Here is a 25,811-nt window from a genome sequence, read left to right as displayed (position 1 = left end):
AGGTCTCCTTAGCGGGCAGCGGGCTGCTGGCCGTAGACGTGCCGGTAGCGGTGGTTGAGGTGGTCGATGTCGGCCTGCGCGATCGGCAGCGGCTCGCCGAGCTGGCGGGAGATGTGCACGGTGCGGGCCACGTCCTCGCACATCACGGCGGCCTTGACGGCGGCCTTCGCGTCCGCGCCGATGGTGAAGACGCCGTGGCTCTTCATCAGGACGGCGGGCGAGCGGTGGCCCTTCAGGGTGTCCACGATCCCCCGGCCGATCGAGTCGTCGCCGATCAGCGCGAACGGGCCGATCGGGATCTCGGCGCCGAACTCGTCCGCCATCGCGGTCAGCACGCACGGCACGGCCTCGCCGCGGGCGGCCCAGGCGCTGGCGTAGGTGGAGTGGGTGTGCACCACTCCACCGACCTCGGGCAGGTGCCGGTAGACGTAGGCGTGCGCGGCGGTGTCGGAGGACGGGCTGTGGTCGCCCTCGACGACGGTGCCGTCCAGGTCGCAGAGGATCATGTTGGCGGGGGTGAGCTCGTCGTAGGAGACGCCGCTGGGCTTGATGACGAACAGGTCCTCGCCGGGCACCCGGGCGGAGACGTTGCCCGCGGTCCACACCACCAGGCCGTAGCGGACCAGTTCCTGGTGCAGGTCGCTGACCTGGCGTCGGACCAGGTCGATCGGGGAGGTCATGGCTCAGTCCTCGCTGTCGGCGGTCGGGGCGGTGAGTGCGGCGTTGCGCAGCCGGCGCAGGCGGTGGAGCTGCTTGTCGGGGCCGGTGCCGAAGTGGTCGTGCAGGGCGCGGTACTCGGCGAACAGCTCGTCGTAGGCGTCGGCGCGGGCCTCGTCGGGGACGTACGCGGCGCGCTGGAGGCGGCCCATCGCGGCGGAGGCGGTCCGCACGTCCGGGTGGGCGCCGGCGGCGACGGCGGCGTGGATCGCGGAGCCCAGCGCCGGGCCCTGCTCGGAGACGGCGAGCGAGACCGGGCGGCGCAGCACGTCCGCGTAGATCTGCATCAGCAGGGCGTTCTTCTTCAGGCCGCCGGTGACCACGAACTCGGTGACCGGCACGCCGCCCTGTTCGAGTGCCTCGACGATCACCCGGGTGCCGTAGGCGGTGGCCTCCAGCAGTGCCCGGTAGATCTCCTCGGGGCGGGTGGCCAGGGTGAGGCCGACGATGACGCCGGAGAGGTGGTGGTCGACCAGGGTGGACCGGTTGCCGTTCATCCAGTCCAGCGCGACCAGGCCGTGCCCGCCGACCGGCTGGTCGGCGATCTTCCGGGTGAGCAGCTGGTGCAGGTCCTCGCCGTTGGCCTCGGCCTCGGCCAGGTAGTCGGCGGGGGCGCCCTGGCGCAGCCACCAGGCGAAGATGTCGCCGACCGCGCTCTGGCCCGCCTCGTAGCCGTACGCGCCCTCGACGATGCCGCCCTCGACCACTCCGCAGATGCCGGGGACGTCCGCCAGGGTGGCGCCGTTCACCACGTGGCAGGTGGAGGTGCCCATGATGGCCAGCAGTCGGCCGTTCTCCACCGCCTGGGCGGCGGGCGCCGCGACGTGGGCGTCCACGTTGCCGGCCGCCACCGCGATGCCCTCCGGCAGTCCGGTCCAGGCGGCGGCCTGCGCGGTCAGCGAGCCGACCCGGGAGCCGAGCGGGGAGAGCGGGTGCTCCAGGCGGGTACGGGCGAAGTCGGCGAAGTCCGGGTGCAGCGCGGCCAGGTACTCCTCGCTCGGGTAGCCGCCGTCCTGGTGGATGCCCTTGTACCCGGCGGTGCAGGTGTTGCGGGTTTCGATGCCGCTGAGCTGCCAGACGATCCAGTCGGCGGCCTCGATCCAGCGCTCGCACGCGGCGTAGACCGCCGGGTCCTCCTCCAGGACCTGCAGGGCCTTGGCGTACTGCCACTCGGCGGAGATCTTCCCGCCGTAGCGGTGGATCCACTTCTCGCCCCGGGCGTGGGCCAGGGCGTTGATCCGGTCGGCCTGGCCCTGGGCGGCGTGGTGCTTCCACAGCTTCGGCCAGGCGTGCGGACGCCCGGCCCAGCGCTCAGTCTCGGCGAGCGGGGTGCCGTCGGCCAGCACCGGGAGCACGGTGCAGGCCGTGAAGTCGGTCGCGATGCCGATCACCGCGGCCGGGTCGACGCCGGCGGCGGCGACGGCCGCCGGGACGGCGGTGCGGAGCACCTCGCGCCAGTCGTCCGGGTGCTGCAGCGCCCAGTCGGGCGGCAGGCGGCGGCCGGTGCCGGGCAGGCGGTCCTCGACGACCGCGTGGGCGTACGGGTGGACGGCGGTGCCCAACTCCTCGCCGTCGCCGACCCGGACGACCACGGCCCGGCCGGACAGGGTCCCGAAGTCGATGCCGACGACGTAGCTCTCCGGTCCGCTCGCCTGGTTTCGGGGGGAGGTCACGGTCACTGTCTCTTCCTCGGTGCATCGGAATGGGGACGGGACGGGTGGGGCGCCGGCCGCCGGCGGTCCCGCAACGCTGCGGTGCCGGCGGCCGGCTGGTGTTCCGCCGGCCTCACCCTCCGGAGGAGCGGAACGGGAACCGCGCGGGGCCACCCGGCGAAGCGGGGAGCCGGTGGACCCGGCGGAGCCACAGCAGGATTGTTAGCGCTCACAATTCCCCTGTCAAGGCACCCCTCACCGCCCGCAGGGCCACACCTGGGCGAAGCCGGACGGGCGGGTCGGCCCCGGGCCGCTCCGGCGGGGCCGGGCGGCCGGGCAGGGGCGGCCGGGGTGTCAGGGGCGGCGGGTGGTGATGAGGCGCTGGAGGACGATGAAGACGAACAGCAGGCCGCCGATCACGATCCGGGTCCACCACGAGCTGAGGGTGCCCTGGAAGCTGATGACGGTCTGGATCAGGCCCAGCACCAGGACGCCGAGGACGGTGCCGAGCAGGTAGCCGGAGCCGCCGGTGAGCAGGGTGCCGCCGATCACCACCGCGGCGATCGCGTCGAGTTCCAGTCCGACCGCGTGCAGGCCGTACCCGGAGAGCATGTAGAAGGTCAGCAGGACTCCGCCGAGCGCCGAGCAGAAGCCGCTGATCGCGTACACGGTGGTCCTGGTCCGTCCGACGGGCAGTCCCATCAGCAGGGCGGACTGCTCGCTCCCGCCGAGCGCGTACACGTTCCGTCCGAGCCGGGTGTGGTGCAGCACCACGAATCCGGCCGCGATCACCAGCAGGGCGATCACCACGCTCGGCGAGACGAACAGGTCGCCGAGCGGGATCCGGGTCTGCGCCATCGCCGTGTACGACGGGTCGGTGATCGAGATCGACTCGATGCTGATGGTGTAGCAGAGGCCGCGGGCCAGGAACATGCCCGCCAGCGTGACGATGAACGGCTGGATCTCGAAAGCGTGGATCACCCACCCCATCACCCAGCCCCCCACCGTGCCCATCAGCAGGACCAGGGGGATGACCAGCAGCGGTGGCCAGCCGTGCCGCTCCACCAGCCAGGCGGAGACCATGGTGGACAGCGCGACGACCGCGCCGACCGACAGGTCGATGCCTCCGGTCAGCACCACGAAGGTCATGCCGACCGCGACGACGAGCAGGAAGGCGTTGTCGATCAGCAGGTTGAGCAGGACCTGCCCGGAGAAGAAGCCCTCGTACTGGACCGAGCCGGCGGTGAACATCGACACCAGCAGGACGGAGGTGACCAGCAGCGGGACCTGTCCGCGCATCCTGGTCAGCAGGGTGTTGGCGTTCATGCGCCGACCTCCCGGTTGGTCGTGGCGGTGGTCGCACCGGCCGCGGACCGCTGCCGGGGGGCGGCACCCCGTCCCGCGCCGCCGCGGCGGCGGGCCAGCTTGGCGCGGAAGTTGGGCGACTGGATCAGGCAGACGGTGATCACCACGAAGGCCTTGAAGACCAGGGTGGTCTCCGGCGGGATGCCGACGGTGTAGACGGTGGTGGAGAGGGTCTGGATGATCAGCGCGCCGATCACGGTGCCGCCGATCGAGAACCGGCCGCCGGTGAGCGAGGTCCCGCCGACCACCACCGCGAGGATGGCGTCCAGCTCGATCCACAGGCCCGCGTTGTTGCCGTCGGCCGCGGAGACGTTGGAGGAGACCATCAGTCCGGCGACCGCCGCGCAGAGCGCGCTGAAGACGTACACCAGGCAGATCAGGCGCATCGCCCGGATGCCGACCAGCCGGCTGGCCACCGGGTTGCCGCCGACCGACTCCAGCAGCAGGCCGAGCGCGGTGGAACGGGTGAGCAGGGCGGCGAGCAGCGCGACCAGGCCGCTGAGCAGGATCGCGAACGGCATGGCCAGCCAGTAGCCGCCGCCGATCAGCTTGTACGGCTCGCTGGTGACGGTGATGATCTGGCCGTCGGTGATGAGTTGGGCCACGCCTCGGCCGGCGACCATCAGGATGAGGGTGGCGATGATCGGCTGCACGCCGATCCTGGCCACCAGGACTCCGTTGGCCAGGCCCAGGACCAGCGCCGTACCCAGGGCGATGCCGACGGCCGCGAGGACCGTGCCGAGGCTGCCCGGGTCGGCGGACTCGCCGATGTGCAGGCAGGCGAGGGCGCCGGCGATGGCGACGGTGGAGCCGACCGACAGGTCGATGCCACCGGTGGCGATCACCAGGGTCATGCCGAGCGACACCAGGATCAGCGGCGCGCCGAAGTGCAGGATGTCGATCAGCGATCCATACAGGTGGCCGTCCTTGAGGTGGACGGCGAAGAAGTCCGGCGTGAAGGCGAGGTTGGCCAGCAGCAGGACGGCCAGCACCGCGGCCGGCCAGAACAGCCGGTACCGGATCACCGCCCTGACCCCGCCGGTGGTCGGTGCCGTGCTCAATGTTCCGCTCCGCTCGCGATGGTGGCCATGACGCGCTCGGGGGTGAGCCCGCCGTCGTTGCGCAGGTGGGCGACCATCCGGCGGTCGCGCAGCACACCGACCCGGTGGCTGAGCCGCAGCACCTCCTCCAGTTCGGCGGAGATGAACAGCACCGCCATGCCCTGCTCGGCGAGGTCGGCGACCAGTCTCTGGATCTCGGCCTTGGCGCCGATGTCGATGCCGCGGGTGGGCTCGTCGAGGATCAGCAGCTTCGGGTCGGTGATCAGCCACCGGGCCAGCAGGACCTTCTGCTGGTTGCCGCCGCTGAGGTTGCGGACCAGCGCCTCGGGGTTGCCGGGGCGGATGTCGAGGGCGCGGATCCAGCGCAGGGCGAGCTCGTCCTGCGCGGTGCGCGAGAGCGGCCGGGCCCAGCCGCGGGCCGCCTGCAGGGCGAGGACGATGTTCTCCCGGACCGTCAACTCGCCGACCAGGCCCTCGGTCTTGCGGTTCTCCGAGCAGAAGGCGATGCCGTGGGCGATCGCGTCCCGCGGGCCGCGCAGGTCGGTCTCGGTGCCGTTGATCCGCAGGGTGCCCCGGTCCTTGTGGTCGGCGCCGAACAGCAGCCGGGCCGCCTCGGTCCGGCCGGAGCCCAACAGGCCGGCCAGGCCGACCACTTCGCCGGGCCGGATGACGAGGTCGTAGGGTTCGACGGCGCCCTTCCGGGCCAGGCCGTCGGCCTGCAGGAAGGCCCGGTCGCCGGCCGGTACGGCGCGCTCGCGGCGCTTGCCACCGGCGAGTCGGTCGAGTCCGGCGAGTTCGGCACCGATCATCCGGGAGACCAGCTCGACCTGGTTCAGCTCGCTCGTCAGGTACTCGCCCTCGTGCCGGCCGCCCCGCAGCACGGTCATCCGGTCGCAGATCTCGTAGATCTGGTCGAGGAAGTGCGAGACGAACAGGATGGCGACCCCCTGATCGCGCAACCTCCGCATCACGGTGAAGAGTTGGCTGACCTCCTCGCGGTCGAGGCTGGAGGTCGGCTCGTCCAGGATCAGCACCTTGGCGGAGACGGCCACCGCGCGGACGATGGCGACCAGCTGCTGGACGGCGATGGAGTGGCTGTCCAGCGGTGCGCTGACGTCGATGTCCAGCTCCAGCGTCCGGACCAACTCGGCTGCCCGGCACCGCATTTCGGCCCAGTCGATCAGACCGAGGCGGCGCGGCTCACGGCCGATGAAGATGTTCTCCGCGACCGACAGGTTCGGGCAGAGGTTCACCTCCTGGTAGACGGTGCTGATGCCCGCCTGCTGGGCCTGCAGCGGACCGGCGATCACCGTCCGCCGGCCGTCCAGCACCAGTTCGCCGCCGTCGGCCGGGTGGACGCCGGTCAGCACCTTGATCAGGGTGGACTTTCCGGCGCCGTTCTCCCCCATCAGGGCGTGCACCTCGCCGGGGAAGAGCCGGAAGTCCACCCCGTCCAGCGCCACCACCCCGGGGAACTCCTTGCGGATCCCCCGCACTTCCAGGACCGGTTGCCGCTGCACCCCGGTTCTCCTCTCGTCGTTCGCCAACGCGTCCGGTGCTCCCCCCGCCCGGGGGTCGCTCCCCGGGCGGGGGGCCGCTCCCCGGGCGGGGGCGGTCCGGGTCAGTACTGGCGGGTGGGCAGCGCGGCGGCGGCCTGGTCCTGGGTGAAGACGCCTTCCTCGGTCTTGATCCGCTTCGGCACCTGCTCGCCGGCCTTGACCTTCTTCACCAGGTCCATCAGCTGGTCACCGAGGAGCGGGTTGCACTCGACGTCCACGTTGATCTTGCCCTGGCTCATCGCGGTGAAGGCGTCCTTGACCCCGTCCACCGAGATGATCTTGATGTCGCTGCCCGGCTTCTTGCCGGCCTCCTCGATCGCCTGGATCGCACCCAGCGCCATGTCGTCGTTGTGCGCGTACAGCACGTCGATCTTCGGCTGGGCCTTCAGGAAGGCCTGCATGACCTCCTTGCCCTTGGCGCGGGTGAAGTCACCGGTCTGCGAGGCGACCACCTTGAACTTCGCGTCCGCCTTGATCACGTCACCGAAGCCCGACTTGCGGTCGTTGGCCGGCGCCGAACCGGTGGTGCCCTGCAGCTCGACGATGTTCACCTCGCCGGACTTGCCCTGGTACTCCTTCACCAGCCAGTCGGCGGCCCGCTTGCCCTCCTCGACGAAGTCCGAGCCCAGGAAGGTGACATAGAGCGAGTCGTCCTTGGAGTCCACCGCCCGGTCGGTCAGGATCACCGGGATCTTGGCGTCCTTCGCCTCCTTCAGCACGGTGTCCCAACCCGACTCCACCACCGGTGAGAAGGCGATCACGTCCACCTTCTGCTGGATGAACGAGCGGATCGCCTTGATCTGGTTCTCCTGCTTCTGCTGCGCGTCGGAGAACTTCAGCTCGATGCCCGCCTTCTTCGCGGACTCCTGGACCGACTTGGTGTTCGCGGTGCGCCAGCCGCTCTCCGCACCGACCTGCGAGAAGCCCACGACGAGCTTGCGGCCGGAGCCCTTGTCGGCCGAGCCCCCGCCACCGCCGGAACCGCACGCGGTGAGGACGGTGACCATCGCACCGGCGACCAGGGCCGCCGCAGCTCTCTTGGACATGGTGGGACTTCCTCTCGGATCGTCGATCGCACGGACGACACGGCCACGTGAACGCGATGTGCCGGCGCCGTTTCGCTTCGAGGGAGATTGTTAACGCTCACAATTCAGCCGGGCAAGACCCTCGCACCCCGTTACCCAATCTTGACCAGGCTGCTCCGGCATCTGCCGACAGGATCTGACGGATCGCAACTTGCTTCTGATCGTGCAGAGTTCAGCACAACCCCGAACCCGGTCGGGCAGGTCGCACTACAGCGGGCACGTGCTGGAACACCTGGAGCGGGCCGGGCCGGATCCTCGCCATGGACCCGTACTGCGCATCCCCCCGCGACCGGTACCGGCTGGAACCCGCCGAGGCTGTCCTGGACGACCCCGCGCGCTACGAGCGCGAGGTGCTGCGCCCGCCGGCGGACGCGATCGCGCGGAACGGCGGAGACATCCGCGTGCACCTGTACGACTTCCCGTGCTCCTTCGGCACGGAGCGGATCGACGACTCGGTCCGGGTCATGCTGTACGGACACGGAAAGCGCGGCACGGACGGGCCGATCCTCGCCTTCGAGCGGCGCGACTCCACGCCCTGCTGGGAGTACTTCGCCGGGCAACCCGACCGGATGCTCGGCCTCGCCGACTCCGACCCGACACCGGAGCCGCGGCGGTCGAAGGACATCACGGTCCGGCGGTACGCGTAGCGCCCCGCGCCCGGCCGCTCCACGGCCCCGCTCGGCCCCGCAGGGCCGCTCAGCCCCGGCGGGCCGGGCCGGCGCTGCGGCGGAGGACCATCTCCGGGGAGATCTGGACGTGGCTGCGGGTGTGGGTGACGCCCGCGAGCTCCTCGAGGAGGAGTTCGAGGGCGCGGCGGCCGAGCTCGCCGAAGTCCTGGCGGACGGTGGTCAGCGGCGGGGTGAAGTACGCCGCCTCGGGAATGTCGTCGAAGCCGATCACGCTGATGTCGCCGGGCATCGCGCGGCCCGCCTCGTGCAGGGCGCGCAGCAGGCCGAGCGCCATGTGGTCGTTGGCGCAGAAGACGGCGCTGACCTCGGGGTCCTGGGCGATCCGGCGGCCCGCCTCGTAGCCGGAGCGGGCACTCCAGTCGCCGCTCTCCACCTGCGGGACCCGGGCCCCGGCGGCTTCCAGGGTCTGCCGCCAGCCGTCCTGGCGGTCGCGGCTCTCCATCCAGCCGGACGGCCCGGCGAGGTGGTGGACGGTGCGGTGCCCGAGGTCGAGCAGGTGCCGGGTGGCGGCCTCGGCGCCGGCCCGATTGTCGACCGAGACCATCGGCACCCGGGCCTGGCTGCCGGAGCCGACCGCGACGACCGGCACCGAGCTGGAGAGCTTGGCGACCGCGCTGACCGCGGAGATCTGCGGCGCGATCACCACGACGCCCTCCACGCCCTGGTCGCGCAGCCGGTCGACGGCCTCCTGGACGGATCGGCTGTCCAGCGAGCGCAGGCTGGCGACGCTGACGAAGTAGTCGGCGGTGCGGGCGGCCCGCTCGATGCCGTCGAGCATGGAGGCGGGCCCGTACAGGGTGGAGTCGAAGCTGACCACGCCGAGGGTCTGGGAGCGGCGGGTGACCAGGGCGCGGGCGGCGGAGTTCGGGCGGTAGTCGAGCTCGCGGATCGCGGCCAGCACCTTCTCCCGGGTGCCCGGCCGGACGTGCGGGGCGCCGTTGAGCACCCGGGACACCGTCTGGTGGGAGACGCCGGCCAGCTTCGCGACGTCCGCCATCACCGGCAGGCGCGCCTCCGTACCGACCGCTTCAGTTCCCACGCGCAGCCCCCACTGGTGCCCCGGTCCGACCGTCCGCCACGTCCGGTACGCGGCGGTGCCACTGTCTCATGTCCACACAGTCCAGCGTATATGTTCACGTTAACAACCGGCCGGCCCGGCCGGCTGAGAGGCAGGTCGGCCCGGACCGGGCCGGGGTCGCTCACCGGGCGCCCGCCGTGCGCGGGCCGGCGACGCTGGAGGCGGCGACGGCGGGCAGGACGCCCAGCGAGAGGATCCCGCACGCCACCGCCAGGACCGGGTAGCTCGTCGCGGCGACCACCAGACCCGACGCCATGCCGCCGGTCGCACCGGCCAGCGCGACCGAGACGTCGACCAGACCCTGCGTCCGGGCGCGGGTGGCCAGCGGCACGGTGTCGGTGACGATCGCCGTCCCGGAGACCAGACCGAGGTTCCACCCGATGCCGAGCAGGGCGAGGGCCAGCGCGAGCAGGGCGACCGAGTCGGCCGGGGCCAGCGCCGCGAGCAGCCCGGCCGCCAGCAGGACCAGGCCGGACGCGACGGCGAGCCGGCGGCGCCCGTAGCGGTCGACCAGCCGGCCGGTGATCGGCGAGGGCAGGTACATCGCACCGATGTGGATGCCGATGACCAGTCCGGTCGCGGCGGTGCCGTGCCCGTGGTCGTGCAGCTGCACCGGGGTCATCGTCATGATCGCCACCATCACCAGCTGGGTGAGCACCATGACCAGTGCGCCCACCAGCACGCCCCGCGGGTCGCCGCTGCCCGCGGTGCCCCGCGGGGCGGAGCCGGCCCCGGACGCAGCCGCAGCGTCCGCCTCGGCCTCGGCGAGGGCGCGGGCGAGCAGCAGCGGGTCCGGGCGCAGGCGCAGCGCGAGGACGAGCGCGGCGAGCGCGTACGCGGCACCGGACAGCAGGAACGGCCCGGCGAGGTGCGGGATGCCGAACGCCCCGGCGAGGTGGCCGGTCGGCGCGGCCAGGTTCGGACCGAGCACACCGCCGAGGGTGGTCGCGACCAGCACGGTGGACACCGCGCGGGCCCGGTGGTTCGAGTCGGCGAGGTCGGCACCCGCGTAGCGGGCCTGGAGGTTGGTGGCCGTGCCCGCGCCGTAGACGAACAGCGCGGCGAAGAGCAGCACGGCGTTGTCCAGGACCGCCGCCGTGATCACGCCCGCGCTGCCGACGGCTCCGGCCAGGTAGCCGGCGGCGAGGCCCGGCCGACGGCCGCGGGCCTGGGAGATCCGGCCGACGGCGACCGCCGCGAGGGCGGAGCCGGCGGTGAACAGGGCGCTGGGCAGGCCGGCGAGTCCGGTGGAGTGCAGCATGTCCTGCGCGAGCAGCGCCCCGACGGTCACTCCGGCGGCGAGGCCCGCGCCGCTGAGCACCTGCGAGGCGACCAGCACGCGCAGGGTGTGCTGTTGTGCCCGGGCACGGTCGGGTGCGGCGTCGGGTGCGGCGTCGGGGTCGGGGGCTGGGTCGGCCGGTGGCTTGGCGGTCATGTCACGTCCGGTCTCGGTCGGAAGCGGGTGCGCGCCGCCCGGGCGACCGGGAGAGCGTCACAGGACGGCGGTGCGAGGCAGCGGGGCGAATCGGCCGGGCGGAGCGCCGAGGCTCGGCGGCGGAGCGGGTCGGCCGAGCCGAGCAGCAGAGCGCGGCAGCGGTCCGAAGTGATGGAACGGGTCGGCGGAACGTGGCGGTGGTACCCGGGGCTGCGGGGGGGCCGAGTGCGGGTCAGTCGCCGAGGGCGAGTTTGACGGCGAATGCCGCGACCACCGTGCCGGTGATGCGGTCGAGCAGGCGGCGGACCTCGGGGCGGCGCAGCCGGGCGCCGAGTGCGGCGGCGGAGGCGATCAGCACCGCCGACCAGAGCACGCCGAGCACGACGTGCACGCAGGTCAGCAGCAGGCCGGTGGTGAAGTGCGGTGCCCCGGCCGGGATGAACTGCGGCAGTACGGCCACGTAGAACACCCCCACCTTGGGGTTGAGCAGGTTGGTGAGGGTACCCTGCCGCCAGCCGGCCGCGAGGCTGTCGCGGCTGTCACGGCCGTCGCGGTCGTCGCTGCCATCGGTGCCGTCGGTGCCGTGCTGCGGGGATCCGCGGAAGCTGCCGTGGACCATCCGGGCCGCCATCCACACCAGGTAGGCGACCCCGCCCCAGCGCAGCACCTCGTACCCGAGGCGGGAGGCGGTCAGCAGCGCGGTCACCCCGAGCGAGGCGCCCGCGCCCCACAGCAGGGTGCCGGTCTGGATCCCGAGCACGACGCCGCGGGCGCGCCGCCGCCGGCCGAGCGCGGCGGTGCGCAGGATCAGGGCCGTGTCGAGGCCGGGTGTCAGTGTCAGGAGCCCCACGACGAGGGCGAACGACCACAGCGCAGTGCTCATTGCCATGGCTCGGCATCGTAGGTCAACAGAACCGTCGGAAGGAATTGCCCATGACCACCACGTGGACGCTCCGTCCCGCCACCGCCGCGGACGTGGAGCCGATCGCCGAGCTCCGCGCCGAGGTGATGCGGCCGGACCTGGAGCGGCTCGGCCGCTACGACGGGACGCGCGTGCGGCAGCGGTTCCGGGACGGGTTCGTCGCGGCGCACACCTGGGTGATCGAGGTGGAGGGGCGGCTCGCCGGTTCGGTGGCGCTGCGGCCGGCCGAGGACGGGCACTGGCTGGAGCACTTCTACCTCGCGGCCGGGCAGCAGGGGCGGGGCGTCGGCGGGGCGGTGCTGCGCGGGCTGCTGGCCGACTGCGACCGGGCGGGGCGGCCGGTGCGGCTGAACGTCCTGCAGGGCAGCCCGGCCCGCCGCCTGTACGAGCGGCACGGCTTCGCCCTGACCTCCGAGGACCCGGTCGACGTCTTCATGCTCCGGGCGCCCGGCTCCTCAGCAGCCCTGTGATCCGGTCGAATTGACGGGTGCACAGGGGGTCCACCTGCGCGAACATCACTGCTACGCTACCGCCGCCCGTGCTGACCTGAGAACGTTCACGGACGAATGTTCTCACCCCCGGAAGAGGCCGTACCACGGACATCATCCTCGACGAGGCGTCCGCGGAGTTCCACGACTTCTTCGAACGCCACCACGCCGAACTCGCCCGTCTCGCCCATCTGCTGACCGGTGAGACGGACGCCGCGGACGACCTCGCCGCCGATGCCCTGGTGGCGCTGTGGCACCGCTGGGACCGGGTCCGGCAGGCCGACCAGCCGCTCGCGTACGCCCGCGGCGTGGTGGTCAACCTCGCCCGCGCGCGGATCCGCGGACTGGTCCGGGAGCGGCGACGGACGATGCTGTTCTGGTCGCGCTTCCCGGAACCGGTCGAGGGTCCGGACGTGGCAGCGATCATGGACGTCCGTGCCGCGCTCGCCCGGCTGCCGTTCCGCAAGCGGGCCTGCGTGGTGCTGCGACACGCCTTCGACCTGTCCGAACGCGAGACCGCGCAACAACTGCGGATCTCGGTCGGTACGGTGAAGAGCCAGACCTCCAAGGGGCTGGCCGAACTCCAGCTGCTGCTCGGCCCACGAGCCGCCGGGCACCTGGCCGGAAGGGGGAGCCGGTGACCGACGACCGGAAGCAGCCGTCCTCGCCGCCCGACACGACCGCCCTGCTGCGCGGCGCCGCCGAGGCCCACCGCCCCGACCGGGCCCGGATCCTCGCCCGCGTCGAACGCGGCGTGCAGCGGCCGGACGCGGAGCCGGGCCGCCGCCGGGCGGCCTCCCTGCCGTGGTGGCCGAAGGCCGCGATGGCCGCCGCGGCCACCATCGGCGTGACCGTCGCGGGCGGGTTCGCGGTGGCCGCGATCGGGCAGTCCCCCGCCCCGCAGCCGGTGCGCACCGCACTCGCGCCCGGCACCCCCTCCCCCGCGCCGGACACCTCGACCGCCTCGGCCCCGGCCTCGCCCTCCGAGCCCGCCGGACCGCAGTCCTCGCCGTCGCCGCAGACCACCGGTTCGGCCGCGGCCACCGCCGGCGCCACGGGCAGCCCCGCGCCGCCGCCGTCCGCCTCCTCGACGCAGCAGCGCTCCCGGACGACCTCGCCCTCCTCGCCCCGGGTCGGCGGCGGCATCGGCGGGGGCGGCGGGACGCACGACGGCCCGCTGTGGTCGGACGGCGTGGTCGATCCGACCAGCAACGACTACTGGGCGCAGAACAACGTCACGGTGCGGACCGACGAGCCGCTGACGGTGCTCGGTGTCGATCTGCGGATCGCCCTCACCCCCGGCGTCGCCGAGGCCGGGCACTGGCAGTCCCGCTCGGGCGGGGACTTCGTGTTCACGGCCCGGGAGGAGGGCGGGTACCTGGTGTACCGCTGGGCATTGCGGTCCGGTGTCACGTTGCCCCCGGGGTCGTACGTGTTCGCCGGGCAGTACACCCACGCGGCCGACCGGCAGTACAGCGGCGACGGCTACCACGTACAGGCGGCGGTCGGCCTGGGGCCGGCACCGGCGTGGGAGGGGTTCTCCACCGCGCCCTGAGGCCGACCGAACGGGCCCGGCGGAGGGCCCGGCGGAGGCTCCGACACAGGGCCCGGCACAGGGCCCCGAAGCCGCCGGAAAATTTCTCGGATCCCGCGGCAACCTTTGGCGCCCCGGCGGCAACTGGGGAGTGGAACCGTGCGCAGGACGCGCCGGCCCGCCCGACGGGACAGTCCCCCACCGACCGCCCGGCCGCGACCCCCACCGTGGCCGGGCACCTCCGTCCTCGTGCCGCCCTCCCGCCGCCCCGGGCCGGGGCGGCGGCGGGGCGCGACCGCCGACCACCCGGGCCCCGGGCTCACGGGGATCGGCGTTCGGGGGCCATCAGGCCGTGCCGGTAGGCGGCGGCGACCGCCTGGGAGCGGTCGTGGGCGCCGAGTTTGGCGAGGATCCGCTTGATGTGGGTCTTCACCGTGGACTCGGCCAGCAGCAGGCTCGCCGCGATGTCCGCGTTCGGCCGGCCCTCGGCGGCCAGCCGCAGGACCTCGCGCTCGCGCGGGGTGAGCGCGTCGAGCGGCCCCTCGGCGGGGGCCGGGGGTGCCGGGTCGGCGGCCGGGCCCGCCGCGAGCAGGTGGCCGAGCAGGTCGCGGGTGACGGCCGGGTCGAGGACGGCGTCGCCGGCGGCGACGGCCCGCACCGCGTCGATCAGCCGCTCGGGCGAGGCCCGCTTGAGCAGGAAGCCCGCGGCGCCGGCCCGGAGCGCGCCCCAGACGTAGTCGTCGTGCTGGAAGGTGGTCAGCACCAGGACCCTGGTCGGCAGTCCGGCCGCGGTGATCCGGCGGGTCGCCTCGACGCCGTCGTGGCCGGGCATCCGGACGTCCATCAGCACCACATCGGGGACGAGCCGTCGGCACAGCTCGACCGCCTGCACCCCGTCGCCCGCCGTGCCGACGACCTCCACGCCGTCCGCGGTGCCGAGGACCAGGTCGAGGCCGGCCCGCAGCAGCGCGTCGTCGTCGGCGATCAGCACCCGCACCGGGCCGGGCCGGCCGGTCCCGCTCACCGCAGCGGGAGCACGGCGCGCAGCCGGAAGCCGCGTTCGCCGGGGCCGTGCTCGACCCGTCCGGCGAGCAGCGCGACCCGTTCGGCGATGCCGAGCAGGCCGCGGCCGGGGTGGTAGCCGTCGGGGGTGCCGCGGCCGTCGTCGTCGATCTCCAGGGTCAGCCGGTCCGGGTCGTGGCCGACGACCACGTCCACCGTCGTCGCGTGGGCGTGCCGGACGGTGTTGGTGAGCGCCTCCTGGACGATCCGGTAGGCGCAGCGGTCGACCGTCGCGGGCAGGGTGCGGGTGGCGGGGTCGATCCGGGCGGTGATCCGAGGGCCGCCGGCCCGGGCGATCCGGTCGAGCAGCCCGGGCAGCTCGGCGAGTCCGGGTTCGGCGGGGGTGCCGGCGTCGGGGTCGGCGCGGCGCAGCAGGCCGAGGACCCGGTCGAGTTCGCCGAGTGCCTGCCCGCCGGTGGCCTCCACGTCGCGCAGCAGGTCGCGGGTGCGTCCGGGGTCGCGGTCGAGCAGGCGGCGGGCGGCGCCGGCCTGGACGAGCATCAGGCTGAGCGAGTGTCCGAGCAGGTCGTGCACGTCGCGGGCGATCCGGGCGCGTTCCTCAGCGGCGATCCGTTCCGCCGCGAGCAGCCGGCGGGCGTCCTGCTCGTCCTGGCGGCGGGCGGTGCCGTAGCCGAGCGCCCAGATGGCCAGCCACAGCGCCAGCGCCCCGACCGGGACGACGGGGTAGGTGCGGGCCTCCCCGGCGAAGTAGCCGGCCATGCCGAGCAGGACGGCGAGCGGCCCCAGCCGGGCCCGGGAACGGGTGGCGTACAGGCCGAGGGCGTGCACGCCGACCAGGTTGGCGTACGGGGAGACCGGGCTGGCGAGCACCAGCAGCGACTCCGCGGCGAGGGCGGCGGTGCCGACCAGGTACGCGGCGAACGGGGCACGGCGGCGGGCGGCGACCGCCCCGGCGAGCACCAGGGCCAGCAGGACGGCGGCCGGCATCCGGGGGCCGATCTCCGGTGCCGCGCGGGCGCGTTCGAGGAGCATCGCGGCGAGCAGGGCGAGCGCGGGGCCGCCCTCGGCGAGCAGGGGGCGCAGCGGGAGCGGCCGGAGGCCGGGGCGGGCGGGGACGGCGCGCATCGAGCCGGTGCCTCCGATCGGTGCGGGACCGCCCGTACGGCGGCGGCTTCCAGGAGGGTAGCCAGCGGCGGGCCGTGGGCGCACCGGTTCTCCGGGGCATCTCCGGGTACCCCTGGGGGCCGGCGGCCCGGTGTACCCCCGCTGGGGTAGCCGTCGGGCCCCCGGCGGGGGGACGCCGCCCGCGACCGGGCTGCCTACCGTCCTCGGCATGACCTCTCGCTCCAGGGCCGGCTGGCTCACCGTCACCGTGCTCGCCCTCGCCGTCGCGGCGCTCTCCGCCCGCTACCTGACCCTCGACCCCGAGACCTTCCTGCCCGAGCAGCGGGCCGTCTACCTGGCGCACCTGGTCCCGCTGGCCCTGCACGTGGGGGGTGCCGTCGGCGCGCTGGTGCTGGGCCCGTGGCAGTTCCTCCCCCGGCTGCGGGCCCGCCGGCCGCTGCTGCACCGGCTGACCGGCCGGCTGTACGCGCTGTGCGCCGTGGCGACCGCCGTCGGGGGGCTGCTGCTGGCGCCCAGCGGCCTGTACCCGCCGCTCGCGCCGCTGGGCTTCGCGGTGCTCGCCGTCCTGGTGCTGGTGACCACGGTGGCCGCGGTGGTGACGGCCCGTCGGCGCGACCTGGTCCGGCACCGGGTGTGGGCGACCCGGTCGTACGCGCTGATCTTCACCGGTGTCACCTTCCGGCTGTGGCTGGTGCTGCTGGGCGCCGCCGGCCTGCCGTTCGGGCCGGTGTACGTCACCGGCGCGTGGGCGTCCTGGCTGATCGACCTGGTGGTGGCGGAGCGGCTGATCGCGACATTCCGGCGCGACAAGGGGCGAATCGCCGCACGGGGTGCCTAGACTCCCGGCACCGGCACCTCGCCACTCCTCACCCTCACCCGTCCAAGGAGCGCGTCCCGATGGCAACCCGGCTCAACCCCTACATCAGCTTCGACGGCACCGCCCGGCAGGCCATGGAGTCCTACCGGGACACCTTCGGCGGCACGCTGACGCTGAGCACCTTCGGCGACTTCGGCGGCGCGCCCGCGGAGTTGGCCGACAAGATCATGCACGCGATGCTGGAGACCCCGAGCGGCTTCACGCTGATGGCCTCCGACACCCCGCCCGGCATGGAGTACAAGCCCGGTACCAACATCTCGGTGAGCCTCAGCGGGGACGACGACGCCGAACTGCGCGGGTACTGGGAGAAGCTGTCGGCGGGCGGCCAGGTCGGCGTGCCGCTGGAGAAGCAGATGTGGGGCGACGTCTTCGGCATGTGCGTCGACCGCTTCGGCATCACCTGGATGGTCAACATCGCCGGCACCCCCGCCTGACCCGCGTGCCCCGGCCGGCGGGTGCCGTCCGGGGCATCGAAGGGGGTCCGAACCGTCGGGTCAGACGCGCTCGGGCTCGCGTTCGGTGCGGGTCTGCGCGGGCTCGCCGCGCCGCGCGGCGCCGGGGGCGCGGCGGGCCGGCCGGTCGGCGCGCGGGGCGGAGGCGAGCTGCCAGGGCACGCTGATCACCATCACGCCCGGGGTGAACAGCAGCCGGGACTTCAGCCACAGCGCCGACTGGTTGTGCAGCAGGTGCTCCCACCAGTGGCCGACCACGTACTCCGGGATGAAGACCGCCACCGCCTCGCGCGGGCTGGCCCGGCGGTAGTCGCGCACGTACTGAACCACCGGCTTGGTGATCTCCCGGTACGGCGAGTCGAGGACCTTCAGCGGCACCTCGATCCCGTACGCGTCCCACTGGCCGCGCAGTTCGTCGGTGGCGTCCTGCTCCACCGCGACGGTGAGGGCCTCCAGGGTGTCCGGGCGGAACGCCTCCGCGTAGCCCAGCGCCCGCAGGGTGGCCTTGTGCAGCTTGGAGACCAGCACCACGCCGTGCACCTTCGAGGGCTTGACCGACTCGGCCCGCGGGTCCTCCACCGCCAGCTCCGCCGAGACCGCGTCGTAGTGCCGGCGGATCCCCCGCATCATCAGCCACAGCAGCACCGCCGCCAGCACCGCCAGCCACGCGCCCTGGGTGAACTTGGTGATCAGCACGATCACCAGCACCAGCGCGGTGGTCACCGCGCCCAGCCCGTTGATCACCCGCGAGCGCTGGGCCCCCGCCCGCACCGCCGGATCGGACTCGTCGGCCAGCGTGCGGTTCCAGTGCCGGACCATGCCGACCTGGGACAGCGTGAACGAGGTGAACACGCCCAGGATGTACAGGTGGATCAGGCTGGTGACGTCCGCCTTGTAGAACCACAGCAGCCCGCCCGCCACCACCGCCAGCGCGATGATGCCGTTGGAGAACGCCAGCCGGTCGCCGCGGGTGTGCATCTGCCGCGGCAGGTAGCGGTGCTGGGCCAGGATCGACGCCAGCAGCGGGAAGCCGTTGAACGCGGTGTTCGCGGCCAGGATCAGGACCAGCGCGGTCACCGTCTGGATGAAGTAGAACAGGATGCTGTTGTCGCCGCCCAGGAACGTCGACGCCAGCTGCGCGATCACCGTCTGCTGCGTGTAGTTCGCGCAGTCGCCGGCGATGCCGGTCAACTGGCAGGCGTCGTCGACGTAGTGCACGTGCGAGGTCATCGCCAGCACCGTGACGCCGATGAACATCAGCACCGCGACGATGCCCATGGCGCTCATGGTGGAGGCGGCGTTCTTCGACTTCGGCGCCCGGAACGCCGGCACGCCGTTGGAGATCGCCTCCACGCCGGTCAGCGCGGTGCAGCCCGAGGCGAACGCCCGCAGGCCCAGCATCAGCAGGCCGAGACCGGCGAGGTTGTCGCCGCCCTCGCCCGGACTGATCCCGAACGCGGCGGTCGGCGCCTGCGGGTCGTCCCCGAAGACCACCCGGATCAGCCCGGTCACCACCATCAGCAGGATCCCGCCGATGAACAGGTACGTCGGCGCCGCGAACGCCTTCCCGGACTCCCGGACACCACGCAGGTTCATCGCCGCCAGCAGAGCGACGAACCCCACCGCCAACGCGACGCGGTAGCCGGCCAGTCCGCCGAACGCCGAGATGATGTTGTCCACGCCCGAGGCGACCGACACCGCCACCGTCATCACGTAGTCGACCAGCAGCGACGCCGCCACCACCAGACCGGCGCTCGGACCGAGGTTCGTCGACACCACCTCGTACGAGCCGCCGCCCGACGGGTAGGCGTGCACCACCTGCCGGTAGGACATCACCACCACCGCCATCAGCGCGACCACGCCCGCCGCCACCCACGGCGTCAGGTACAGGAAGGCGGTGCCGCCCACGGTCAGGACGAGCAGGATCTCGCCGGTCGCGTAGGCCACCGAGGACAGCGGGTCGGAAGCGAAGATCGGCAGCGCCAGCCGCTTGGGCAGCAGCGTCTCGCCCAGCTCCTCGCTGCGCATGGCCTTGCCGATCACGAGGCGCTTGAGCGCCTGGGGCACGTTGAACACCCCAGCGAGACTAGGGGCCCCCGACCAGAAGACAACCCGGCCTCCCGCACCCGCCGGACGACACGTTTCCGCAGCTCAGAACAGGTGCGCGAGCCCGTCAGCAGGCCGCTGGGGCAGGCGTTAAGGAATCGCTAATATCGTCGACCCGGGGCGCCTCAACCGGAACGAAACGAACTATTCGGGCACCGGGCCGAGCACGCGGTCGAGGTAGGGGTTGGTGAAGACGCCCGCCGGGTCGAGGGCGTCGCGCAGGGCGGTGAAGTCGTCGAAGCGCGCGTAGCGCGGGCGCAGCTCGTCGGCGGTGAGGGTGTGCATCTTGCCCCAGTGCGGGCGGGCGCCGTAGGCGGAGAGGATCCGCTGGCAGGCGTCGAAGTACCGCTGGTGGGGCATCCGGTGGTACTGGTGGACGGCGATGTAGCAGTTCTCCCGCTCGTGGGCGGTGGAGAGCCAGATGTCGTCGGCGGCGGCGAACCGGACCTCGATCGGGAAGGAGACCCGCTCGTCGTGGCGGTCGATCCACTGCCCGATCTCCCGCAGGGCGTCCGCCGCGTGCTCGCGCGGAACGGCGAACTCGCTCTCCAGGAAGCGCACCTCGCGCGGCGAGGCGAAGACCTGGTACGACAGGTCGGTCCACTCGCGGGCGGACATCGCCTTCGCCGAGAAGCGCGCGATCGGGCGGACGGTGCCGGGGAAGCGGGTGCCGATCCGGCAGAGCGCCTCGAAGCCGGGGCCCATCAGCGCCTCGTCGAGGCGCCGGGTGAGGGCGGGCACCGGGCGCAGCGGGGTGGAGCCGGGCAGCCGGGTGAACCGCCGGGTCAGCGCGGTCTCGCTGTGCGGGAACCAGAAGAACTCGAAGTGGTCGTTGTCGTCGGCGAGTTGCTGGACGCCGTCGAGAACCTCGGCGACCGGCATCGCGGTGTCGCGGGCGTGCAGGGCGAACAGCGGCACGCACTGCAGGGTGACCCGGGTGATCACGCCGAGCGCGCCGAGGCCGACCCGGGCGGCGGCGAACAGGTCGGGCCGCTCCTCGGCCGAGCAGCGCACCAGGGTGCCGTCGGCGAGGGCGAGTTCGAGCCCGCGCACCTGGGTGGCGATGCCGCCGAAGCGGACGCCGGAGCCGTGCGTGCCGGTGGAGATGGCGCCGGAGACGGTCTGCCGGTCGATGTCGCCGAGGATCTCCATCGCGAGGCCGTGCTCGGCGAGCAGCGGGTTGAGCCGCCACAGCGGCATGCCGGCGCCGACGGTGACCAGTCCGCTCGCCGCGTCGACCTCGACGAGCCCGTCCAGGCGGTCCAGGCGCAGCTGGACGCCGGGGGCGACGGCGATCGGGGTGAAGGAGTGGCCGGCGCCGACGGCCTTGACCCGGTGGCCGTCCCGGACGGCGGCGGCGACCGCCTCGGCGACCTCTCCGGCGTCGCGCGGGGCGACCACGCGGACCGGCCGCGCCTGCTCGTTGCCCGCCCAGTTGCGCCACGTACCCGTCATGTCCCGCACTCCTCGTCGGCCCGGTGTTGCACGGAAGGATGAACTTGGTCGACTGTCCAAGTCAACCGTCCGACACCCTTGACTTGGACGCCCGACCAAGTCATGGTTTCGCCCCAGGAACCCCGGCCGGCCCCGTGAGAGGACCCCGCCCGTGAGCATCGAGCACCTGCGGCAGGCGACCGCCGAGCTGCGCCCGCCGTTCGCCGTCGTCGACCTGGACGCGCTGCGCGCCAACGCCGACCAGCTGGTCCGCCGCTCCGGCGGCAAGCCGATCCGGCTGGCCAGCAAGTCGCTGCGCTGCCGGGCCCTGATCGAACGCACCCTGCGGGTACCCGGCTTCCGCGGCGTGATGGCCTTCACCGTGCCCGAGGCCCGCTGGCTGGCCGGCGCCCTCGGCGAGGAGGCCGGCGACATCCTGGTCGGCTACCCCTGCGCCGACCCCGGATCGCTCGCCGAACTCGCCGCCGACGAGCGGGCCGCGGCCCGCGTCACCCTGATGGCCGACTGCGTCGAGCACCTCGACCTGCTCGCGGCCGCCGCCGGGGAGACCGGCCCCCGGCTGCGGGTCTGCCTCGACCTGGACGCCTCGCTGCGCCTGCTCGGCGGCCGGGTCCACCTCGGCATGCGGCGCTCCCCGCTGCACGCCCCCGACACCGTCGGCGCGCTCGCCCGCGCCGTCCTCGCCCGGCCCCGGCTGCACCTGGTCGGCGTGATGGCGTACGAGGGCCAGATCGCCGGGATGGCCGACAACGCCCCGGGGTCGCCGCTGCAGCGGGCCGGCGTCCGCGCGATGCAGCGCGCCTCCGCCCGCGAACTGGCCGAACGGCGGGCCGCCGCCGTCCGCGCCGTCCTCGACGTGGCCCCGCTGGAATTCGTCAACGGCGGCGGCACCGGCAGCCTGGAGTCCACCGCCGCGGAGTCCGCCGTCACCGAACTCGCCGCCGGCTCCGGCCTGTACGCGCCCGTCCTGTTCGACCACTACCGCGCCTTCACCCCGCGCCCCGCCGCGTACTTCGCGCTCACCGTCACCCGCCGCCCCGCACCCCGGCACGTCACCGTGCTCGGCGGCGGCTGGATCGCCTCCGGCCCGGCCGGCCCCGACCGGCTGCCGACCCCCGTCTGGCCCGCCGGACTCCGCCTGCTCCCCCGCGAAGGCGCCGGCGAGGTGCAGACACCGCTCCTCGGAGCCGCCGCCGACCGGCTGCGGATCGGCGACCGGGTCTGGTTCCGGCACGCCAAGGCCGGCGAGCTGTGCGAGCGGATCGACCGGCTGCACCTGGTCGAGGACGGCCGGATCGTCGACGAGGTGCCCACCTACCGCGGCGAGGACCGGACCTTCCTGTGACCGCCCCGGCCTCCGGTAACGTGCCAGGCGTCCGCCGCCCCCGGAGCCCCAGGAGCCCCGCATGAACCGCCGATCCGCCGACGAGCGCCGCGAGGAGCTGATCGAGGCGGCGATCCGGGTCATGATCCGCGACGGCGTCGCCAAGGCCACCACCCGCGCCGTGGTCGCCGAGGCCGGACTGCCGCTCGGCGCCTTCCACTACTGCTTCCGCTCCAAGGAGGAGCTGCTGCAGAGCGTCGTCGAACGGATCATGGCCCGCTCGCTGGTCCCCGCGCTGGGCGCCGTCACCGCCGCCGGCCCGCCCGAGCAGGTCGTCCGCACCGCCCTGCACGCCTACTGGGACCGCATCCGGCAGAGCCCCGACGAACAGCTGCTCACCTACGAACTCACCCAGTACGCGCTGCGCCAGCCCGGCCTCACCGACCTCGCCCGCCGCCAGTACCAGCACTACCTGAGCACCGTGCGCACCTCGCTGGAGGCCCTCGCCCAGCTCGCCGACGTCGAGTGGACGGTGCCGCTGCCGGTCCTCACCCGCTACGGCATGGGGATGCTCGACGGCCTCACCCTCACCTGGCTGATCGACCGCGACGAGGAGCTCACCGCCGCCGCCCTCGACGAGTACGCGCGCTACCTCGTCTCCGTCGCCCGCCCGCGCGGCGCCTGACGCCCGTTGATCAAGTCCGCCCGGACGGGAGATGATCTTCACGTCATCACACCCCTCCGACGGGAGACAGCACCTTGCTCGAAGGCGACCTGGTCCGGCTGCGCGCCCTGCGCGCCGACGACGCCGAACACCACCTGCGCTGGCGCAACGACCCCGAGGTGGTCCGCTGGGCCGCCGCCGGCGACCCCTGCTTCGGACCGGTGACGGCCGAAGGACTCGCCATCGCCTTCGAGTCGATGCTGCGCCTCGTCCCGCTCAAGGAAGCCGTCCTCACCATCGAGGACCGCACCGACGGCCGCCCCATCGGCATGGCCGACTACCGCGACCTCGACCCCTACGGCGGCGCCGCCACCCTCGGCGTCACCATCGGCGAACGCGCGTACTGGGGCCGCGGCCACGGCTCCCAGGCCCTCGCACTGCTGGTCGACCACCTCTTCGGCGCGTACCCGCTGCGCCGCCTGGAACTCGACACCTGGAGCGGCAACGAACGCGCCCTGCGCGCCTTCACCCGCCTCGGCTTCCAGGAGGAGGGCCGCCGCCGCCAGGCCGTCCAACTCGCCGGCGACTACTACGACCGCGTCCTCCTCGGCCTCCTCCGCGAGGAGTGGAAGCCCATCCCGGCCGACCGGGCCTGACCCCGCCGCCGCCCGCCCTCCGCCACCCGCGCAACCGCCACCGGCGGACGGACGCGCAGGCCTCGGCATTCCGCTTGCCGCCCCGGCGCTGCCGCGGGACCGCCGGCGGCGGGGGCAGCGGCAGTCGGCGGGCACTCGGCCCAGCGCCGCCCACCGCTCGCCGCCGACCTCCCCCGGCGGCGGACGGATGCGCAGGCACGGTCGTCCCGGCCGGTGCCCTTCCCGCGCCGCTTCGCGGCAGGTCGGTGGGCGTCGGCGGTGCATGCTGGCAGGCGGGTGGCTGGGTCAGCCGGCGGGGGTCACCGGCAGCGGGAGGGGGCGCTTCGCGGTGCGGCCGTCGCCGGAGGAACGGCCGGTGAGGCGGCGGCCGAGCCAGGGGCCGAGGAACCGTCCGGCCCAGGCGAGTTCGGTGGCGGCCCGGCGCCAGACCGGGGCCGGGGGCAGCGGCGGCAGCGGCTCGCGCCAGTTGCCGTCGCTGCCGGGCAGGCCCAGCGCGTCCGCCGCCGCGGCGGCGATCCGGGCGTGGCCGAGCGGTGCGAGGTGCAGCCGGTCGCCGCTCCACAGCCGCGGGTCGACGCTGACCTCGTACCCCGAGGTGTCGACGACCAGCACGCCGTGCCGGGCCGCCGCCTCCCGAATCCGGGTGTTGAAGTCGAGCAGCCGGGGCCGCAGCGGCGCGGCGACCGGCACGATCCGGGTGAGGTCGGGGAAGGTGAAGGTGATCACCCGCGCCCCGCTCTCCGTCAGCGCGGCGTACATCGCCTCCAACTCCCCCGCGACCGCGTCCGGTTCGCACCCGGGGCGGATCAGGTCGTTCATCCCGGCCATCACGCTCGCCAGGTCGGGCCGCAGCGCGAGCGCCGCCGCCAGCTGGCCCGCGCGGATCTCGGCGGCCCGCTTCCCCCGCACCGCGAGGTTGGCGTACGTGAACCCCGCTCCACCGGCGGCGAGTTGTTCGGCGAGCCGGTCGGCCCAGCCCCGGTGGCCGGACGTCTCGTCGCCGTCGCCGAGGCCCTCGGTCTGCGAGTCGCCCAGCGCGACGAAGCGCCGGTACGCCGTCACCGCTCCCGCTCCGCGGCGGCTCCCGCCTCCGCCGCCGCCTCCGCGGCGATCCGCTCGAACTGCGCGCCCATCGCCGCGGACAGCGCCTGCGCGGCGGAGAGCGGCCGCACCATCACGGTGAAGTCGTCGATCAGCCCGTCCTCGTCGAAGTGCAGGAAGTCGCAGCCGTTGATCTCGCGGCCGTCCACGGTGGCGGTGAACACCAGGGCGTGGTCGCGGCCGCCCGGGTCGGCGATCTCCCGGACGTAGCGGAAGTCCTCGAAGACCCGCAGCACGCCGCGCAGGATCGCCGCGGTGATGGGCTTGCCCGGGTACGGCTTGAACGCGACCGGGCTGGTGAACACGACGTTCTCGGCGAGCAGCGCGGTGATGGCCTGCTCGTCACGGTCCTCGACGGCCTTGCGGAAGGGGTGCATCGGCTCAGCTCCAGGTTCGTCCATAGTCACCGAATTGAATAGGTGTGTCGGTGAGTATGCCACGGGTGCTACGTTGACCGCATGGCTCTGCGGAACGCACTGATGGCCGCCCTGCTGGAGGGCGAGGCATCCGGCTACGACCTCGCCAAGGGGTTCGACGCCTCGGTCGCCAACTTCTGGATGGCCACCCCCCAGCAGCTCTACCGCGAGCTCGACCGCATGGAGGCGGACGGCCTGATCAGCGCCCGGACCGTCGAGCAGGAGAAGCGCCCCAACAAGCGCCTGTTCTCGCTCACCGACGCCGGGCTCGCCGCCGTCCACGCCTACACCGCGGAACTCCCCGCCAGGCCCAGCACCATCCGCGACGAGCTGCTGGTCAAGGTGCAGTGCGTCGACGCGGGCGACGCCGCCGCGGTCCGGGAGGCGGTCGCCGAACGCACGGACTGGTCCCGCGCCAAGCTCGCCCGCTACGAGCGGCTGCGCGGACGGCTGCTCGGCGACCGGTCCGAGGAGCAGCACCTGGCCGAGGCGGACCGGGTCGGGCCGTACCTCACGCTGCTGCGCGGCATCGCCTTCGAGCAGGAGAACGTCCGCTGGGGCGAGGTGGCCCTGCGGGTCCTGGACGGGCGGGCGGCCGTCCGGCACTGAGGCGGGGCACCGGCGTGCCATCCTGGGCGCATGCGGTTCACCTTCGACGCGGAGCTGTGGATCTGGGACGCCCGGCGCTCCGACAGCTGGACCTTCGTCACCCTGCCCGCCGACGCCTCCGACGAGATCCGCGACCGCGGCGCCGGCCCCCGGCGCGGCTTCGGCTCGCAGCGCGTCCGCGTCACCATCGGGGCCACCAGCTGGCAGACCTCGGTCTTCCCGGACAGCACGAGCGGCTGCTACGTGCTGCCGGTCAAGCGCGCCGTCCGCACGGCCGAGTCCCTGCTCCCCGGTGACACCGCGACGGTCGGCGTCGAACTGCTCTAGGGTCCGTCTTCAAACCCCCGTCGTCCGCCCGAAGGGCGGGCGGGGCGTCGTTGGGGTGCGTGCATCGGCGGCGCCGACGAGGGAGTCCATG

The 25,811-nt window shown here is 73.6% G+C and carries 26 protein-coding genes; 11 read left to right on the top strand and 15 right to left on the bottom strand.

Annotated features, from left to right (window positions below):
* Positions 1 to 8: 8 nt before the first annotated feature.
* The 6 genes from ACGFX4_RS38710 to ACGFX4_RS38685 form a co-directional block, all read right to left on the bottom strand.
* Complete coding sequence (locus ACGFX4_RS38710) at positions 9 to 680, bottom strand: L-ribulose-5-phosphate 4-epimerase (protein WP_393085392.1); 672 nt, start codon at positions 678 to 680, stop codon at positions 9 to 11.
* A gap of 3 nt (positions 681 to 683) precedes the next feature.
* Positions 684 to 2,390 carry a ribulokinase gene (locus ACGFX4_RS38705; protein ID WP_393085390.1) on the bottom strand — a complete coding sequence of 569 codons (1,707 nt, stop codon included), beginning with the start codon at positions 2,388 to 2,390 and terminating at the stop codon, positions 684 to 686.
* Positions 2,391 to 2,723: 333 nt separating this feature from the next.
* On the bottom strand, positions 2,724 to 3,695 hold the full coding sequence (gene yjfF / locus ACGFX4_RS38700; protein WP_393085388.1) for a galactofuranose ABC transporter, permease protein YjfF: 972 nt from the start codon (positions 3,693 to 3,695) through the stop codon (positions 2,724 to 2,726).
* Positions 3,692 to 4,795, bottom strand: coding sequence for an ABC transporter permease (locus ACGFX4_RS38695; protein ID WP_393085386.1), 1,104 nt, complete (start codon positions 4,793 to 4,795; stop codon positions 3,692 to 3,694). The genes yjfF and ACGFX4_RS38695 overlap by 4 nt, the downstream gene beginning before the upstream one ends.
* Positions 4,792 to 6,315: a sugar ABC transporter ATP-binding protein gene (locus ACGFX4_RS38690; protein ID WP_393085384.1), complete on the bottom strand. Its 1,524-nt coding sequence runs from the start codon at positions 6,313 to 6,315 to the stop codon at positions 4,792 to 4,794. Before ACGFX4_RS38690 ends, ACGFX4_RS38695 begins: the two co-directional genes overlap by 4 nt.
* Before the next feature lie 101 nt (positions 6,316 to 6,416).
* Positions 6,417 to 7,400: an ABC transporter substrate-binding protein gene (locus ACGFX4_RS38685; protein WP_393085382.1), complete on the bottom strand. Its 984-nt coding sequence runs from the start codon at positions 7,398 to 7,400 to the stop codon at positions 6,417 to 6,419.
* Positions 7,401 to 7,699: 299 nt separating this feature from the next.
* On the opposite strand from ACGFX4_RS38685, the gene ACGFX4_RS38680 reads away from it, so the two are divergent.
* Positions 7,700 to 8,086: a hypothetical protein gene (locus ACGFX4_RS38680; RefSeq protein WP_393085380.1), complete on the top strand. Its 387-nt coding sequence runs from the start codon at positions 7,700 to 7,702 to the stop codon at positions 8,084 to 8,086.
* Positions 8,087 to 8,135: 49 nt separating this feature from the next.
* On the opposite strand, the gene ACGFX4_RS38675 is transcribed toward ACGFX4_RS38680, so the two are convergent.
* The 3 genes from ACGFX4_RS38675 to ACGFX4_RS38665 all read right to left on the bottom strand — a co-directional run bounded on the left by ACGFX4_RS38675 (position 8,136) and on the right by ACGFX4_RS38665 (position 11,530).
* Positions 8,136 to 9,167, bottom strand: coding sequence for a LacI family DNA-binding transcriptional regulator (locus ACGFX4_RS38675; RefSeq protein ID WP_393085378.1), 1,032 nt, complete (start codon positions 9,165 to 9,167; stop codon positions 8,136 to 8,138).
* 160 nt (positions 9,168 to 9,327) lie between these two features.
* The gene (locus ACGFX4_RS38670; protein ID WP_393085376.1) at positions 9,328 to 10,641 is read right to left on the bottom strand and encodes an MFS transporter; all 1,314 of its coding nucleotides are present in this window, start codon (positions 10,639 to 10,641) and stop codon (positions 9,328 to 9,330) included.
* Between the two features lie 232 nt (positions 10,642 to 10,873).
* A complete protein-coding gene (locus ACGFX4_RS38665) occupies positions 10,874 to 11,530 on the bottom strand; it encodes a LysE family translocator (RefSeq protein WP_393085375.1) in 657 nt (218 codons plus the stop codon).
* A gap of 44 nt (positions 11,531 to 11,574) precedes the next feature.
* Here ACGFX4_RS38665 and ACGFX4_RS38660 point away from each other — a divergent pair, with 44 nt between their 5' ends.
* From ACGFX4_RS38660 to ACGFX4_RS38650, 3 genes are all read left to right on the top strand, one after another.
* Positions 11,575 to 12,033 (top strand): GNAT family N-acetyltransferase, encoded by a 459-nt coding sequence (locus ACGFX4_RS38660; protein ID WP_393085373.1) that lies wholly within the window; start codon positions 11,575 to 11,577, stop codon positions 12,031 to 12,033.
* A 131-nt stretch (positions 12,034 to 12,164) separates the two neighbouring features.
* A complete protein-coding gene (locus ACGFX4_RS38655) occupies positions 12,165 to 12,692 on the top strand; it encodes a SigE family RNA polymerase sigma factor (protein WP_393085412.1) in 528 nt (175 codons plus the stop codon).
* Positions 12,689 to 13,606, top strand: coding sequence for a hypothetical protein (locus tag ACGFX4_RS38650; protein WP_393085371.1), 918 nt, complete (start codon positions 12,689 to 12,691; stop codon positions 13,604 to 13,606). Before ACGFX4_RS38655 ends, ACGFX4_RS38650 begins: the two co-directional genes overlap by 4 nt.
* Positions 13,607 to 13,904: 298 nt before the next feature.
* On the opposite strand, the gene ACGFX4_RS38645 is transcribed toward ACGFX4_RS38650, so the two are convergent.
* Together ACGFX4_RS38645 and ACGFX4_RS38640 are read right to left on the bottom strand one after the other, a co-directional pair.
* Positions 13,905 to 14,609 carry a response regulator gene (locus tag ACGFX4_RS38645; protein WP_393085369.1) on the bottom strand — a complete coding sequence of 235 codons (705 nt, stop codon included), beginning with the start codon at positions 14,607 to 14,609 and terminating at the stop codon, positions 13,905 to 13,907.
* Complete coding sequence (locus tag ACGFX4_RS38640) at positions 14,606 to 15,733, bottom strand: sensor histidine kinase (protein WP_393085368.1); 1,128 nt, start codon at positions 15,731 to 15,733, stop codon at positions 14,606 to 14,608. Before ACGFX4_RS38640 ends, ACGFX4_RS38645 begins: the two co-directional genes overlap by 4 nt.
* Before the next feature lie 208 nt (positions 15,734 to 15,941).
* Between ACGFX4_RS38640 and ACGFX4_RS38635 the strand changes: the two genes are divergently transcribed.
* Both ACGFX4_RS38635 and ACGFX4_RS38630 read left to right on the top strand, forming a co-directional pair.
* Positions 15,942 to 16,571: a DUF2306 domain-containing protein gene (locus ACGFX4_RS38635; RefSeq protein WP_393085366.1), complete on the top strand. Its 630-nt coding sequence runs from the start codon at positions 15,942 to 15,944 to the stop codon at positions 16,569 to 16,571.
* Positions 16,572 to 16,630: 59 nt separating this feature from the next.
* Positions 16,631 to 17,044: a VOC family protein gene (locus ACGFX4_RS38630; RefSeq protein ID WP_393085364.1), complete on the top strand. Its 414-nt coding sequence runs from the start codon at positions 16,631 to 16,633 to the stop codon at positions 17,042 to 17,044.
* A gap of 60 nt (positions 17,045 to 17,104) precedes the next feature.
* Here the strand turns inward: ACGFX4_RS38630 and ACGFX4_RS38625 are convergent, their stop codons facing one another.
* Positions 17,105 to 19,090: an APC family permease gene (locus ACGFX4_RS38625; protein WP_393085410.1), complete on the bottom strand. Its 1,986-nt coding sequence runs from the start codon at positions 19,088 to 19,090 to the stop codon at positions 17,105 to 17,107.
* A gap of 222 nt (positions 19,091 to 19,312) precedes the next feature.
* Positions 19,313 to 20,623: a D-arabinono-1,4-lactone oxidase gene (locus ACGFX4_RS38620; RefSeq protein ID WP_393085362.1), complete on the bottom strand. Its 1,311-nt coding sequence runs from the start codon at positions 20,621 to 20,623 to the stop codon at positions 19,313 to 19,315.
* A gap of 151 nt (positions 20,624 to 20,774) precedes the next feature.
* Here ACGFX4_RS38620 and ACGFX4_RS38615 point away from each other — a divergent pair, with 151 nt between their 5' ends.
* The 3 genes from ACGFX4_RS38615 (at position 20,775) to ACGFX4_RS38605 (ending at position 23,267) form a co-directional block, all read left to right on the top strand.
* Positions 20,775 to 21,968: an amino acid deaminase/aldolase gene (locus tag ACGFX4_RS38615; protein ID WP_393085360.1), complete on the top strand. Its 1,194-nt coding sequence runs from the start codon at positions 20,775 to 20,777 to the stop codon at positions 21,966 to 21,968.
* 61 nt (positions 21,969 to 22,029) lie between these two features.
* Positions 22,030 to 22,632: a TetR/AcrR family transcriptional regulator gene (locus tag ACGFX4_RS38610; protein ID WP_393085358.1), complete on the top strand. Its 603-nt coding sequence runs from the start codon at positions 22,030 to 22,032 to the stop codon at positions 22,630 to 22,632.
* A 74-nt stretch (positions 22,633 to 22,706) separates the two neighbouring features.
* On the top strand, positions 22,707 to 23,267 hold the full coding sequence (locus ACGFX4_RS38605) for a GNAT family N-acetyltransferase (protein ID WP_393085356.1): 561 nt from the start codon (positions 22,707 to 22,709) through the stop codon (positions 23,265 to 23,267).
* A gap of 285 nt (positions 23,268 to 23,552) precedes the next feature.
* Here ACGFX4_RS38605 and ACGFX4_RS38600 read toward each other — a convergent pair whose 3' ends face one another.
* A complete protein-coding gene (locus tag ACGFX4_RS38600; protein WP_393085354.1) occupies positions 23,553 to 24,329 on the bottom strand; it encodes an SGNH/GDSL hydrolase family protein in 777 nt (258 codons plus the stop codon).
* A complete protein-coding gene (locus ACGFX4_RS38595) occupies positions 24,326 to 24,745 on the bottom strand; it encodes a nuclear transport factor 2 family protein (protein WP_393085353.1) in 420 nt (139 codons plus the stop codon). Before ACGFX4_RS38595 ends, ACGFX4_RS38600 begins: the two co-directional genes overlap by 4 nt.
* 81 nt (positions 24,746 to 24,826) lie before the next feature.
* Here ACGFX4_RS38595 and ACGFX4_RS38590 point away from each other — a divergent pair, with 81 nt between their 5' ends.
* Positions 24,827 to 25,393, top strand: coding sequence for a PadR family transcriptional regulator (locus ACGFX4_RS38590; protein ID WP_393085351.1), 567 nt, complete (start codon positions 24,827 to 24,829; stop codon positions 25,391 to 25,393).
* A gap of 30 nt (positions 25,394 to 25,423) precedes the next feature.
* Positions 25,424 to 25,720 (top strand): DUF1905 domain-containing protein, encoded by a 297-nt coding sequence (locus tag ACGFX4_RS38585; protein WP_345699653.1) that lies wholly within the window; start codon positions 25,424 to 25,426, stop codon positions 25,718 to 25,720.
* Positions 25,721 to 25,811: the final 91 nt, after the last annotated feature.

Source organism: Kitasatospora sp. NPDC048365 (genome assembly GCF_043200835.1).
Lineage (GTDB): Bacteria > Actinomycetota > Actinomycetes > Streptomycetales > Streptomycetaceae > Kitasatospora > Kitasatospora terrestris.
The sequence above is the reverse complement of the archived record's forward strand: the minus strand, read 5'-3'. Positions and strand labels throughout refer to the sequence as shown.

Coding starts and splice junctions, on each gene's coding strand:
- ACGFX4_RS38710 (WP_393085392.1), bottom strand. CDS start 680: ATGACCTCCCCGATCGACCTGGTCCGACGCCAGGTCAGCGACCTGCAC.
- yjfF (WP_393085388.1), bottom strand. CDS start 3,695: ATGAACGCCAACACCCTGCTGACCAGGATGCGCGGACAGGTCCCGCTG.
- ACGFX4_RS38685 (WP_393085382.1), bottom strand. CDS start 7,400: ATGTCCAAGAGAGCTGCGGCGGCCCTGGTCGCCGGTGCGATGGTCACC.
- ACGFX4_RS38680 (WP_393085380.1), top strand. CDS start 7,700: ATGGACCCGTACTGCGCATCCCCCCGCGACCGGTACCGGCTGGAACCC.
- ACGFX4_RS38670 (WP_393085376.1), bottom strand. CDS start 10,641: ATGACCGCCAAGCCACCGGCCGACCCAGCCCCCGACCCCGACGCCGCA.
- ACGFX4_RS38665 (WP_393085375.1), bottom strand. CDS start 11,530: ATGGCAATGAGCACTGCGCTGTGGTCGTTCGCCCTCGTCGTGGGGCTC.
- ACGFX4_RS38660 (WP_393085373.1), top strand. CDS start 11,575: ATGACCACCACGTGGACGCTCCGTCCCGCCACCGCCGCGGACGTGGAG.
- ACGFX4_RS38640 (WP_393085368.1), bottom strand. CDS start 15,733: ATGCGCGCCGTCCCCGCCCGCCCCGGCCTCCGGCCGCTCCCGCTGCGC.
- ACGFX4_RS38635 (WP_393085366.1), top strand. CDS start 15,942: ATGACCTCTCGCTCCAGGGCCGGCTGGCTCACCGTCACCGTGCTCGCC.
- ACGFX4_RS38630 (WP_393085364.1), top strand. CDS start 16,631: ATGGCAACCCGGCTCAACCCCTACATCAGCTTCGACGGCACCGCCCGG.
- ACGFX4_RS38625 (WP_393085410.1), bottom strand. CDS start 19,090: ATGCGCAGCGAGGAGCTGGGCGAGACGCTGCTGCCCAAGCGGCTGGCG.
- ACGFX4_RS38620 (WP_393085362.1), bottom strand. CDS start 20,623: ATGACGGGTACGTGGCGCAACTGGGCGGGCAACGAGCAGGCGCGGCCG.
- ACGFX4_RS38610 (WP_393085358.1), top strand. CDS start 22,030: ATGAACCGCCGATCCGCCGACGAGCGCCGCGAGGAGCTGATCGAGGCG.
- ACGFX4_RS38595 (WP_393085353.1), bottom strand. CDS start 24,745: ATGCACCCCTTCCGCAAGGCCGTCGAGGACCGTGACGAGCAGGCCATC.
- ACGFX4_RS38590 (WP_393085351.1), top strand. CDS start 24,827: ATGGCTCTGCGGAACGCACTGATGGCCGCCCTGCTGGAGGGCGAGGCA.
- ACGFX4_RS38585 (WP_345699653.1), top strand. CDS start 25,424: ATGCGGTTCACCTTCGACGCGGAGCTGTGGATCTGGGACGCCCGGCGC.